The sequence below is a fragment of the Chitinophaga tropicalis genome, assembly GCF_009758205.1.
GTDB classification, from domain to species: domain Bacteria; phylum Bacteroidota; class Bacteroidia; order Chitinophagales; family Chitinophagaceae; genus Chitinophaga; species Chitinophaga tropicalis.
In genome coordinates, this window is the sequence record NZ_WRXN01000020.1 from 82,087 (window position 1) to 95,797 (window position 13,711).

At 39.5% G+C, this 13,711-nt stretch carries 13 protein-coding genes; all 13 read left to right on the plus strand.

Annotated elements, in window-relative coordinates; translation table 11 throughout:
* The first annotated feature begins 223 nt into the window (after window positions 1-223).
* The 13 genes from GO493_RS28510 (at window position 224) to GO493_RS28570 (ending at window position 13,591) form a co-directional block, all read left to right on the plus strand.
* Window positions 224-1,996, plus strand: a complete 1,773-nt coding sequence (locus GO493_RS28510; RefSeq protein WP_157309652.1) for a serine hydrolase domain-containing protein — start codon at window positions 224-226, stop codon at window positions 1,994-1,996.
* Between the two features lie 190 nt (window positions 1,997-2,186).
* Window positions 2,187-3,194: an aldo/keto reductase gene (locus GO493_RS28515; RefSeq protein WP_157309653.1), complete on the plus strand. Its 1,008-nt coding sequence runs from the start codon at window positions 2,187-2,189 to the stop codon at window positions 3,192-3,194.
* Between the two features lie 62 nt (window positions 3,195-3,256).
* Window positions 3,257-4,168: a helix-turn-helix domain-containing protein gene (locus tag GO493_RS28520; protein WP_157309654.1), complete on the plus strand. Its 912-nt coding sequence runs from the start codon at window positions 3,257-3,259 to the stop codon at window positions 4,166-4,168.
* Between the two features lie 368 nt (window positions 4,169-4,536).
* Window positions 4,537-5,409, plus strand: coding sequence for a helix-turn-helix domain-containing protein (locus tag GO493_RS28525; RefSeq protein ID WP_157309655.1), 873 nt, complete (start codon window positions 4,537-4,539; stop codon window positions 5,407-5,409).
* Window positions 5,410-5,471: 62 nt separating this feature from the next.
* Window positions 5,472-6,209, plus strand: coding sequence for an SDR family oxidoreductase (locus tag GO493_RS28530; RefSeq protein ID WP_157309656.1), 738 nt, complete (start codon window positions 5,472-5,474; stop codon window positions 6,207-6,209).
* 325 nt (window positions 6,210-6,534) lie between these two features.
* The gene (locus GO493_RS28535; protein ID WP_157309657.1) at window positions 6,535-7,032 is read left to right on the plus strand and encodes a hypothetical protein; all 498 of its coding nucleotides are present in this window, start codon (window positions 6,535-6,537) and stop codon (window positions 7,030-7,032) included.
* Between the two features lie 421 nt (window positions 7,033-7,453).
* Window positions 7,454-8,311, plus strand: coding sequence for an SDR family oxidoreductase (locus GO493_RS28540; protein WP_157309658.1), 858 nt, complete (start codon window positions 7,454-7,456; stop codon window positions 8,309-8,311).
* Between the two features lie 33 nt (window positions 8,312-8,344).
* Complete coding sequence (locus tag GO493_RS28545; RefSeq protein ID WP_157309659.1) at window positions 8,345-8,722, plus strand: nuclear transport factor 2 family protein; 378 nt, start codon at window positions 8,345-8,347, stop codon at window positions 8,720-8,722.
* 169 nt (window positions 8,723-8,891) lie between these two features.
* Complete coding sequence (locus GO493_RS28550; RefSeq protein ID WP_157309660.1) at window positions 8,892-9,617, plus strand: helix-turn-helix transcriptional regulator; 726 nt, start codon at window positions 8,892-8,894, stop codon at window positions 9,615-9,617.
* Between the two features lie 347 nt (window positions 9,618-9,964).
* Window positions 9,965-10,576: an RNA polymerase sigma factor gene (locus GO493_RS28555; RefSeq protein ID WP_198315855.1), complete on the plus strand. Its 612-nt coding sequence runs from the start codon at window positions 9,965-9,967 to the stop codon at window positions 10,574-10,576.
* Entirely contained in the window at window positions 10,573-11,022 is a 450-nt protein-coding gene (locus GO493_RS28560) for an anti-sigma factor (protein ID WP_157309661.1), read from the plus strand. Before GO493_RS28555 ends, GO493_RS28560 begins: the two co-directional genes overlap by 4 nt.
* A gap of 60 nt (window positions 11,023-11,082) precedes the next feature.
* Window positions 11,083-11,505, plus strand: a complete 423-nt coding sequence (locus GO493_RS28565; RefSeq protein WP_157309662.1) for a hypothetical protein — start codon at window positions 11,083-11,085, stop codon at window positions 11,503-11,505.
* Between the two features lie 52 nt (window positions 11,506-11,557).
* A complete protein-coding gene (locus GO493_RS28570; protein WP_157309663.1) occupies window positions 11,558-13,591 on the plus strand; it encodes a M1 family metallopeptidase in 2,034 nt (677 codons plus the stop codon).
* The last annotated feature ends 120 nt before the right edge of the window (window positions 13,592-13,711 follow it).

Below are 13,711 nucleotides of genomic sequence, written 5' to 3' on the forward strand. Positions count from 1 at the left end.
AGGTGAAGATATCCGCTTTATAACGGTTCCGCAAGCATTGATTTGCACGTAGGGAAAATGTGCCAAAGGTGGGTAGGCCAACTCCTACCAATTATTAACGTTTAATATATGCGTAACCTACTTTCCCAAGGAAGTAAAAAATAGAATCGAAATTTATGGTACAAAAGAAAACGTACTCCGGGTGCAAAATTCTCATTACTTTTAACCGGATAACCTAAGTAAAATGAACCCGTCACGTAATGACCTTCTTTTGTTTTTAACCATTATCTGGTTAACAATCCCATCTTTGATATATGGACAGAAGAAAAGCCAGGAGCGGCCTGGTGATAGTTCTTATGCCGGTTTGATTGCTGAATCCGAAAAGTATTTTTCCAATAAGTTGAAAACCGATAAAATTGTTGGACTAAGCGCCGCGATTATCATGGATGGCCGGGTTGTTTGGAAGAATGGATTTGGCTTTGCCGACAGAGAGCGGAAAATTCCTATGACCGTGAGCACGGTCATTAACATCGGTTCGGTGACTAAAACTTTTACTGCGCTTAGCGTCATGCAGTTGCAGGACCGTGGCATGGTGGATATTCAACACCCACTAAAAAGATATCTTCCCCAATTCCATCCGCTGACACGCACAGCGATCCACTTAGACGCTGTAACTGTAAAATCGGTTCTTACACACACTTCCGGCATACAGTCTGATGTATGGAAAAATTCAGACCTGGGTTCTGGCCGGTACACGGATGTGCTGGGCTTCATCAATGGTACATATCTTCTTTATCCGGCCGGAATGGTAGGGCTTTATTCAAATGCAGGGTATAATATCCTGGGGCATTTGATCAAAGAGGTAACCAGCCAGGATTATGCAGACTATGTACATCGTAACATCTTCCGGGTCCTGGGAATGAGCCATTCCGGATTTGCTATGGACAGGTTAGAAAATAGAACTAAGATCTATGCATATGGCCGGCAGGCGGAAGAATATGAATTACGCGACATTGCATCCGGGGGGATTTATACAGATATAAATGACCTGGCCCGATATGCAATGGGTATGTTACAGGCTTACCGTGGCGAGTCTACCGCGCTACTTAGGCAAGCATCGGCTATCGAGATGTTCTCTTTGCAAAATGCCCAGGTGCCTTTGGAAACCAATAAGAAAGGGTTGGGCTGGTTTATGTTCCGCAACGATTCGACGTTTGCTGTATACCATGCCGGCAGCGCGGGCTTCACGCATGCAAAGCTGCTGCTGATTCCGAAAAGAAATGCTGCTGTCATCGTTATGACCAATACCGCCGAAGGCGGAGGCGCGGCCGAGGAATTTTGTTTTAATCAGTTGCCCCGGTTTGGGTTAAGCATTCCGGACCTGTTTCCACCACCGATCTCCGGCTCGGTGCATCCTGGGCAAAACCAGGTCAGCCCTCCGGACAGCTTGCTGGAAAAGCATGCTGGTATTTACGCCGAATCAAATTCATATAACGTGGTGAAAGTGAAAGACCATCACCTGACATTGACCAATGGCAGTACAAATTTGCTGCTCAAACCTCTCACGGATGGTGGATTCATTCCTTACGAAGTCAAAGGCGCTGATACTATTCGGCTTAGTGATCAATGCTTATTTTTCAAGAACATTAGTGGCAGCCATTTTCTTATCCGGCAAAGAAATAAAAGGGACTACAATCTGGGCTATTGCCTCACATCAACAGATATAGGCATATGGGCGAAAAGAACCGGGCTCTATGAGCATTTCGGCTATCAAATGTTGATCGGGGACAGTAAGTTCAAAAGCGCTGAACTGTACTTATCCAAGGACGGTGTGCTCATGCTAAGACTCAAAACAATGGGAAGTACCAATGAAATCCCGTTAGACGCGATCAGTCCCGATTACGCATTGACCAGTGGGGTAAACTCGGGCTTTGGAGGTTTTAACGTAAAGTTCTATGAAGATACGTTATACCATGTCCTGGAATTTGCCGGGCTGAGTTTCCGAATGCTAAAATAGATGTGAACTTCTGTCTGCTCCGTTTCCGGGGAACCGTTGAGCCACATACCGACCTGCCTGATTTGCCGGGAAGAAAATCAACCAGCCTGAAATCGTTTACCGGGATTTTGTTTCAGATTCAAGTGATTTGGTTAGTTCTGCCATTACTACAGCTAAGATATTTGTCCTTTAATTCACAAACAAATAGGTTATGGACAAATTAAAACAAATACAATTAGGTAGCGAAGGACTTATAGTACCTGCAATAGGCTTGGGCTGTATTGGAATGACCCCAAGCTTTGGAATGGAAGTTTACGGCAGAGCCGATGAAAAGGAAGCCATTGCCACCATTCAACGTTCGTTTGAATTAGGCGGTAATTTTTTGGATACTGCAGATGTGTACGGTCCGTTTATCAATGAACAATTAATAGCCAAAGCTGTTGGCAACAATCGCAGCCGGTACATTTTAGCCACCAAATTCGGGATGGAAGTCAATGAAGAAGGCGTTTTTACGGGCAGCGTCAATGGCAAAAAGGATTATGTACGAAAGGCAGTAGAAAGATCGTTGAAAAACCTGAATACTGATTACATCGACTTGTATTACCTGCACCGTTTAGACAAAACCACTCCTGTGGAAGAAACTGTGGATGCTATGGCAGCGTTAGTGAAAGAAGGAAAAGTAAAGTACATCGGACTTTCGGAAGTATCTTCTGCTACTATTCGCAAGGCACAGCGTATACATCCCATCACCGCCGTACAAACAGAATTTTCGTTGTTTGAAAGAAGTATAGAAGAAGAAGGAATTTATGATACCCTGAAAGAGCTTGGAATTGGGTTGGTAGCGTATTCGCCATTGGGAAAAGGGTTTTTGTCGGGCCAGTTCAGAACTGCCGGTGATTTTCCTGAAAATGATGCAAGGCGTTTTATTCCGAAATTCTCAGGAGAGCAATTCGCCAAAAATGTTGAATTGCTTAAGGAAATAGAAACAATGGCCGCTGAAAAAGCTATTACCATTCCTCAATTGGCCATTGCCTGGGTTATTGCCAAAGGTGCAGTGCCTATTCCCGGTACGAAACGGGTAAAGTACATCGAAAGCAATATTGCTGCTACTAAAATTGAATTAACAGCCGAAGATCTGAACCGGTTAGAAAGTATCATTCCACTGGGAACCCCAACAGGCGCCCGTTACGATGAAACATGGATGCAGTATATCGATTAATTTTTATTTGAGTAAATTTGGAGTGGCTTAATTACTTAGGCCGCTCCATCATTTTTTAGCTGATGAAAAGAAAATCACACCCGCCCACAATTCTGTCAATTTCTTCAGTACATCAACTGTTGAAATTGAAAAAGCCTTCGAATCCCCTCGTAAGCGTTATAGACCTTGCTGATGCCAATATTGAGGAGAAAGAAATTGAACAATCTTTAACTGATAATTTTTATAGTGTTGCCCTAAAGAAAAATTGTGACGGCTTTCGCTATGGTCAACAATACTATGATTTTAACGAAGGAATAATGTCATTTGTAGCACCACAGCAGGTAGTGCATATAGAAGCAGGGTTTACAAAGGCAGAAGGTTTAATGCTGATCGTACATCCTGATTTTTTTCAACATTATCCTTTGGCGGCAAAGATCAGGTCTTTTGGTTATTTTTCTTATGCTGCCCATGAGGCCTTGCATCTCTCAGAAAGGGAAGAGCAGCAGGTCATGGATATAATGAACAGTATACGAAGTGAAATTGCCACCCCAATTGATTCGTTTACCCAGGATTTGATCGTTTCGCAAATCGATGTGTTATTGACGTATTGCGACCGGTTTTATCACCGCCAGTTTATCACCCGCAAGATGGCGAGCAATGACCTGTTGATCAAATTCGAAGATCATCTTAACAGCTATTTCAATGGGGAAAAACTAACTGAAAAAGGGCTGCCAACTGTTCCATATTTAGCTTCACAACTGAATGTATCGCCCAATTATCTCACCGATATGTTGCGAGCCCTTACCGGGCAGAGTACCCAACAACATATTCAAAACAAAATCATTGAACTTGCAAAAGAAATGCTTTCAACAACCGATCTGTCGGTTAGTGAAATAGCTTATTCCTTAGGGTTCGATTACCCACAATCGTTTCAGAGATTGTTTAAGAACTATACCAAAACATCTCCGCTTGAATATAGAAATTCATTCAATTAACACTGCTTTAAGAATTATATTTTGAGGAAGCAGTTCAAAATCTTTTGACGAGAAGGCAGAAATGTTCATTCCCTGATACAGGTAAATGGTATACAAAAATCCGGGAAAATACATCGATTATTAACATTTGCGAATCTATCATTTTTTTGTAATAAATCAAGTCCGTCCAGCCAAAGAAAACATGTACCCAGTTGCGGAACAAACATCAAACCCTTGCAGCACCAGCCTCCACAAGGTTTCAATTACATCGGCTATCAGGGAATAAAAAAAAGATTATTATATGTAAAAAAGTCCGAATTTTATATCAACCTAATCATAGGTTAACAGTCATTGTATAGCAACACCTTACAAAATCTGGGGCAAATAATATGCAGGAACAAAAAGGGAAATATGAAGGCTTACAGCATGATGAGCTGGGGATAAAGATTCGATCAAATGACAATCCTTATCTATCAGTTGATCCTCAAAAAAAAATGCTGCAACCCCGCAGATTATCTTCTTATTTCATTGTATTAATTGAAAGCGGCTCGATTACATACAATTTAGAATTACAGGACTATACGCTTACTGACGGGCACTTGCTTTTTGCAATGCCCAATCAAATTTTTACGCCACCCGCTAAAACAGACAATCTTAAATATTTCAAATTGCTGTTTGATGAAAATACATTGGCCTTATTGCCACAACAATTTCCTTTTTTAGTCAACCCTTTAAACGCACCAACCATAGCGCTTGACAGTGCTGCAAAAGAAAGAGTAATAAAGGTTTTTGGAATTTTAAACCAGGTGCTATATTTAGATAAATATGAGACCGACACTGAAATAATATTAGCTTATTTGAACTCATTGCTATCAGAATTAAACAGCGCCTATTTCAAAAACAAAGAATCCGCTAATATCTTAAATGCAAACCTTTCAAAGTTTATTGAGTTCAAATTAGTTGTGGAAACTTCTCTTACAGAGCAACCTTCTATCAATGCAATTGCAGAAAAACTAGCTTTATCTACCAACAGTTTATACCGTATTGTAAAAGAATACGCCGGCACATCGCCCAAAGACTATTTTATTAACCGCCTGATAACGGAAGCTCAGAGAAAATTGCGCTATTCCAATATTTCTGTCAAAGAATTGGCCTATGAATTAGGCTTTAATGACCCTGATTATTTTTCAAGGCTCTTCAAAAAAAGTACAGGAAAAAGTGCCAGTGAATTTTTACCCAGGCAAGATTTGTCGGGAGAATAAACAGATTTGTCCATTCCCGCTATTTTTGGCCCCTCTACTTTTGCTTTATAAATTAACACAACATGAAATTTGCATTAGTAACAGGAGCCAACAAAAGCATCGGCTTTGAAGTTGTACAGCAACTTGCTCAGGAAGGAATGTATGTTTACCTCGGCAGTCGTAATTTGGAAAACGGCGTTGAAGCCGTTGATAAATTAAAAGCAAAGGGATTAAACAATGTAGAAGTTATTCAGCTTGACATTACGGACGACGAATCAGTAATTAAAGCCCGTAAAGAAATAGGTAAAAAAACAAACGTGTTGGACATACTTATTAATAATGCGGGTATCTTTGGTGGTTACCCACAAACGGCACTTGATTCAACGATTGACCAGTTTAAGGCAGCTTATGACGCAAATGTCTACGGCGCTGTGCGCGTTACACAGGCATTTATTGATTTATTGAAACAGTCGTCAGCACCTCGTATTGTAAATGTAAGTTCAAGTCAGGGCTCAATTACCCTCCACAGTGACCCAACATATAAATACTACGACTACAAAGGCGCTGTATATCTTTCTTCCAAATCAGCCTTGAATATGTACACTGTGGTTTTAGCGTACGAGTTTAAAAACACTCCCTTCAAAATAAATGCTGTTTGCCCGGGATATACAAAAACAGATTTCAACCGACATCAGGGGCCGGGAACGGTTAAAGATGCCGGAAAACGGATCGTAAAATATGCACTGATTGATGCTGATGGCCCAACAGGGAAATTTTTTAGTGAGGAAAATAATCCTGAAACAGGAGAAATACCCTGGTAGTTGCAGATAAGTTAATCCAAATGAAATCCGGTAAGCAGGAACTTCGAATCCACACTTTTGACCGACTAAAAATAGACCAAATTGCAAAGCTCGTGACTAGCGCGAGTTCTGCAGTTTTCCATTGACCCCAGGTATGGGAAGCCCGAACCATTATGCAAGAATTAACGGAATTGTTAAAATTACTTCTCAGATAAGACCATTGGCCATCAAAAGTTCGGGATCAATGGGGACGGAGGAGAATAAGAATAAAAAATTAACTTTATCGCATACTTAAATTGGTCGGTCTTGTTCATTTTGGCTATTAGTTGATTTAAATGTTCCTTTTATGAAGTGTTTCTTATTCTTTTTATCATTTCTTGTTTCAATCAGCGCATTTTCGCAAACGCCTTTCAAATCAGAAATAACCATTGACGCAACACAAAAAGGAGACGAGATTAGTCCGCTTCAATATGGTCAATTCATTGAGCATTTAGGGAGGGCTATCACCGGGGGCATTTATGATGAACATTCTAAATTATCAGACTCAAATGGTTTTAGAATAGATGTACTGGAAAAGGTTAAGGAATTGCACACGCCTATATTACGGTATCCCGGGGGAACTTTTACAAAAATGTACCACTGGCAGGATGGCGTTGCAAACCAACAGAGGATAACCGTAAAGCAAATTTCTTATACCGGGAAAAGTTTGCACGGCGTTAACTCAGCTATAAATGAAAATACGGTTATGAAGATGGAAATTAAGAAAAACGTGGACCCGACTAATTTCAAGATCGTGTTATCGCCAGCATCATTTACCGTTATCATTCTGAACGACCTGCAATAAATTTTTCTTTTGGAGTTTTTGAGAGGTACTTTATAGTTCCGTACAGGCTTTTATTCCGCCGAAAGGTGATTTTTTGGGTGAAAGCCCTCATGTACGCAAAAAGCCTCGATTCTGGTCAAATCTTCGATTAGAAAGTTCGATAGTTGTCCAGTCGTCCCGACAAAATGTACAAAAAAGAGTAAATTCGATCAAATCTGATCATTTACTCTTTTTTTGTTTACGTATAAGTGCTATTATGCCATTGCAGTAATCTTGCCAGCTCCTATTTGCAGTTCAACTACTTTCGCTCAAGAAGTTTCAGCCTTTTTCATTAACGTTTTTTTAACAGGAATAAGCGCAGTACCCCTGACACGCCTTTGTCACCACCCCTCTGCAATTTTGTATTAAGAATTGAAATCGTTCATTCACTTAATTGACAAGAATGCAAAAGAAAATTACGGTAATCGGCGCCACAGGACTCATAGGAGTTCCAGTTACAAAAGCCCTTTTGGAAGCAGGCTTTGAAGTCACGGCAATGGTTAGAAACCCGGATAAGGCACGACAGATCCTTCCTGCCGGAATACGTTGTATTAAAGGTGACCTGCAGATAAAAGCTGATATCCTCGCCGCTACGCAATCCGCCGATGGTGTATATATTAACCTTAACGCCACATTCATAGACAAAGAGAATGGCTTTAATGCTGAAAGAGAAGGATTAGATAACATACTGGAAGTATTGAAAAGTACGTCAGCAAAACAAGTTGGGTTTCTCTCTTCTTTCTTGGCCAGGGATTATAGAGGTGAATGGTGGGTAATGAAGATGAAGCAGGCTGCACTTTCAAAAATTAAAAATAGCGGGCTGCGCTATACCATCTTTTATGCAGCGAGTTTTATGGAAAACCTTGAAAATTCCATGCGGAATGGAAAGGCAATAAATACCATTGGAAAGCCAACTCCCAAATTAAGCTGGTGGATAGCTTCTGAAGATTTCGCAAAGCAGGTAGCCAAGGCATTTTCTTTAGAAACGGCCATCAATAAGGAGTACAGTATCCAGGGCCCAAAAGGTTTGACGACAGTTGATGCCATTAAAATCTATATAGCGAACCATAAAGAGCTGCTGAAAATGGCAAACTTACCTATGGGAATGGCAAAATTTCTTTCACTTTTCATAAAGCCCTTAAAATTTGCCGTTCCTCTTATAGAAACCATTAACAACGACAACGAAAAATTTGAAGCCACCAAGACCTGGGAAGAACTTGGCAAACCTCAAACGACCATTGAAGCATTCGCAAAAAGATAACATCAATCGATTCATTTTTAAAATCAAATAAACATGAACAATTCATCAGAAGCACTTGAAATTGCGCAAAAATATTTTGACGCAGTTGCATCAAAGAACGTAGAAGCTGTAGTAGCTCTTTGTCACGAGAACATCACAACACACAGTCCCCTGGGGCAGCTTAATGGCATAGAAGCGTTCAGTCGTTTTACAGAAGGCTTCGCTCATATGATCGAGAAATTAACACCAGTATCAATTCTGGGATGGGATGGGAAAGCAACTATCGTGTATATCGCAGATACCTTACCGGTAAAAAACTCTTATGTGGCCGAATATCTTACCATTGAAAATGGTAAGATTACATCAAATACTACGATTTACGACAGCGTTCCTTATATTGAATATGCTTCTAAACAACCGAAGCATCAATAAGCAAAAAAAATGTTGTTTGAGTTTTTATGATCGGGGTTTGAGAGTAGAAAAAGTCGAAAAAAAATTCGGCTTTTTCCTGTTTTTTTTGTATTTTTTTAATATATAACGGGTTAGCTCCTTGACCGGGAATAATGGGGAAAAAAGCCAATCATCCTAAATTTCAGCATGTATGATTGATAACGATATCAATAGAATCTCCCGCATAATTAAGATATTCACTTATCTCCAATCGAAGACGCTCGTGACAGCAACCTTTCTTGCTGAAAAATTCGATGTAAGTGTACGCACAATTTATAGGGATATAAGGAGTCTTGAACAGGCTGGGGTACCAATTCATACAGAAGAAGGAAAAGGCTACTCCATTATGGAGGGATATAAAATTCCTCCTGTTATGTTCACGGTAGAGGAAGCAAACGCACTTATTACTGCCGAGCAATTTGTGTTGAAAAATACAGACACGTCGTTAATCAGGTATTTTACAGATGCAATAAGCAAGGTAAAAGCTGTCCTGCAGTATTCAAAAAAGGAGAAAACACAACTTTTATCGGAACGTATTGCCGTAAAACCCAAAATAGAACACGAATACAGAACCAATACACTAACGTTATTTCAAAACGCATTGATTGATTACAGGCTCTTAGAGATAACTTACCTGTCTGGGTACAAGAACGAAAAGACCCAAAGGCAGATTGAGCCTTTTGCTTTATATAATAACCTGCATGAAAGCTGGACATTAATTGCCTATTGTCGGCTACGTAAGGATTTTCGGCTTTTCCGGCTTGAACGGGTGTTATCCATTAAAATGCTTGATGAACATTTTCCTCCTCATAAAATGACTTTGGACCAGTTCATTGAGGATTATAAAAAAAGGCGGGCCAATGACGAAAATCTATAGCACCCGTCTATGTCAAGAGAAAAGCTATTCTGGTCTAATGTCCATAATTCGTATAAAAGCTGTCAATTTTGACCAAATCTTCTATCAAAAGGTTCGATAAGTGTCCAGTCGTCCCGACTTTAAGATACTTTCATATACCAAAGTATTGCTGAAAAGCCAGCAGACATTCTATCTGTTGGCTTTTTTCATTTTCCGCACATATCATTTTAATTGATAGTATTCCAGGATCAGGTCAAATCCAGGGAGAAATCTTTAGAAAATTGCCGCTCCCCTATCTCCGAACATAGCAAATAAGAATAACTTGTGTTTTTGCAACATTTTAATGCCTGACCTGTCTAACTCCATAAGTGACCCAGCATAAGGAAAATAACAAAGAAGACCAGTCACTGGTTTACAAGGTGCTACATGGCAACATGGAGGCATTTGAGACAATTATTAAAAATACCGAAAGACTGGTCACTCAGATCGTTTTCAAAATGGTGCAGCATGCAGACGACAGGAAAGATCTCATGCAGGATATTTATCTCAATGTATTTCAGAAACTGAGTAGTTTCAGATTTCAGGCAAGACTGTCTACCTGGATAGCACAAATTGCATATAACGCCTGCCTGAATTATGCCACGAAGAAAAAACTGGTGCTTTTAAATACCTGGCATACTGAAAATGATAATGAAGATGAAACATTGAATAAAGCACTGGATAAGTTTAATTTGTTTTATGGAGAAACTGAAAAACTGCTATTCCAAAAAGAACTGGCAAAAATCCTGGAAGATGAAATAAATAATCTTGCACCAATACATAAAACCCTGATTATACTTTATCACTATGAGGAGATCAGCTATGAAGAGATTTCACAGATAACAGCATTACCCATTGGAACTGTAAAAAGCTATCTATTCAGAGCCAGAAAAACACTAAGAGATAATTTATTACTCAGGTATAAAAAAGATTCACTATGATAGTTGAACATTTGACGGAAAAAGAAATTCAGCAGTATGCTATTGATAGACCGGGTTGCGAAATCTCTACTGTTGAGCATCTTGAAACTTGTGAATATTGCAATGCAAGAGTTGCAAGCTATCAGCTAATGTTTACAGCCTTTAGTGAATTGTCAGCACCGGTAAACGAGTTTGACCTTTCATCCATGGTTATGTCCAGGATAAAACAGAAGAAAAAGAGCTTCCTGCCGGATGACCTATTCGTCTATTCACTTGTTTTGGTCGCTCTTGTTTTTACAGGCGTGGTACTCTACTCTTTCAGGTACGTCTTTTTACAGCTATTCAGAAATCTCTCCTATACAGTTGTTTATTCCGCCGCAGCAACCATCTTTACGATTTTATTACTTCAGTTAATAGAAAATTATAAAAAATATCAACGTAAAACAGATGCGTTGGATATTGTATAAATATTTTGCAACTTTTTATAGTTCAGCCTTTCTAATATATTAGATAATACGAAAAACATCATGAAAAAGATATCATTTTTAACCCTCATAACAGCGCTGCCAGTTATAACTATGGCTCAGAATCATGCCGGGGAACCTTTGATTGATCAATCTTTTTTAAATGGATTGGCAAGTATCCTGGCATTATATATCGGGTTAACATTCATTGTAAAGATCATCAGCCAAATCCAGGATAACCGGCTTAAATCTAAAATGATTGAAAAAGGAGTTTCTGAACAAATGGTGGAACAAATATTAAGACCAACAGGCAGCGACACCAAAGAGCAGATCATTAAATGGGTTTTTATATTGTTTGGCATTGGTTGCGGAGCTGCCATTCTTCATTATACGCAGCCTTTGGGGTTTCACTCCATTGCTTTCATGTGTTTCAGCGTGGGGTTGAGTTTATTAGGATACCTGTTTTTTATAAAACGAATCAAGTAAATAGCATCTTAGACTTCCGTCCTATCAGAACATACTTGTTTAATCCTTCACTATGCAAAATCTAATTTTGAAAGTTATCTTATGCCTCCACATTTTCACTTCCGCAGTTTTATATACAAAAACATCGGCGCAATCAGCAAAGCAAACCGTTAAAAATTACCAGGAAACTCCCGAAAAAGTTAATGATCTTGTACATACAAAACTGGATGTAAAGTTTGATTATGGGAAGAAGTATTTGTACGGTAAAGAATGGGTTACTGTCAAGCCTCATTTTTATGCTACTGATTCTTTACGGCTTGATGCCCGGGGTATGGATATCCACAAAGTTGCGCTTTTAAAAAACGGTAAATTGTTGCCTTTGTCTTTTGCCTGCAACAATAGCAACATTGAAATCAAACTTGATAAAGTATATAAGAATACGGAGACATATACCGTATTTATTGACTATACAGCCAAGCCGGATGAATTAAAGAATGGAAAAAAGAATGAAAAGGGCTTATATTTTATAAATCCCGATGGCATAAACAAAGACAAACCCATACAGATATGGACAGAAGGTGAAACTGAAAATTCATCAGTATGGTTCCCGACAATAGATAAACCCAATCAGAAAACTACGCAAGAGATTTCAATCACAGTGCCCTCTAAATACATTACGCTATCAAATGGCCGGTTGGCTACCCAAACAATGAATACTGATGGCACAAGAACGGATACCTGGAAAATGGAATTACCCCATCCCCCCTATCTATTTATGATGGCAGTTGGTGATTTTAAAATATATAAAGACAGCTGGCGTGGTAAGGAAGTGAGTTACTATCTGGAGCCGCAGTACGCTCCTTTTGCCAAAGACATTTTTGGGGAAACGCCTGATGCTATAGCGTTTTTCTCCAGGACACTTGGGGTTGATTATCCGTGGAACAAATATTCCCAAATTGTTGTACGTGACTATGTAAGCGGCGCGATGGAGAATACCACCGCTGTGATATTCGGGGAAAGTATGCAGGGCAATAAAAAAGAGCTGGCAGATCGTTATTACAGCACCGGTATTGCGCATGAATTATTCCATCAATGGTTTGGGGATTATGTAACCGCAGAAAGCTGGAGCAACCTGACCTTAAATGAATCGCTGGCTGTGCTGGGTGAATTGCTCTGGCTTGAATACAAGTATGGAAAGGACGCCGCAGATGCGCATAATTTTGAAGGTATTGAAGGATATCTTAACAATCCGGATAGCTGGGGCAAAGACCTGGTTCGTTTTAATTATGCTGACAGACAGGAGGTTTTTGATGGAGTGACCTATCAAAAAGGGGGCGCCATTTTATATATGCTAAGGAACAATTTGGGAGAGGCTGCTTTTAATAAAGGGTTGCAACGTTACCTTACTGAAAACGCATATAAACCGGTTGAGGTGCACCAGTTAAGATTAGCTTTTGAAGAAGTGAGCGGAAAGGACCTGAACTGGTTTTTCAACCAGTGGTTTTTTGGAGCTGGTCATCCGGACTTACACATTTCATACAAATGGGATGACTCAATCCACACTGAGACGATATACCTGCAGCAGGAACAGCCTGGGAGACCTTTTGTTCTTCCTGTGGCTATTGATATATATACAGGCGGTAAAAAAGAACGTTATAATATCCAGATAAAGGAAAAGCTGGATTCACTGACTCTTAAATTGCCGGTAAAACCAGACCTGATTAATGTAGATGCCGACAAAACACTTGTTTTAAAGAAAACAGACGCCAAAACAATGGATGAATATACCTTTCAATATTTTCATGCCCCTTTATACCTTGATCGGTATGAGGCTTTGGAAGCGGCAATTAAAAACCAGCATGAAAAGAGATCTCACGACATCATTCAATCAGCCCTAAACGATAAATTTTATAGCATACGGATTAAAGCAATAAACGCATTGGGTTTATTTAACGAAAAAGAGATAACTCAATCAATTCCTGTATTAAAGGAGCTTGTTGTTAACGACAAAAATAATCTGGTAAAAGCAGCTGCTATTACTGTGTTGGGCAAATTAAAAAAAACAGAGAATACCGGCCTTTTCAAACAATCCTTAAATACTGTGTAAATTCCGGTGATGATACCCCCTCGTACCGGTGATGGTATCCCCTCTAAGAAGAGCCAAAAAAGAAAGAGCGTTTTAAGATTTCAAAGATAAGATATGGTCATTAGTAAGTGCTATTTTTTC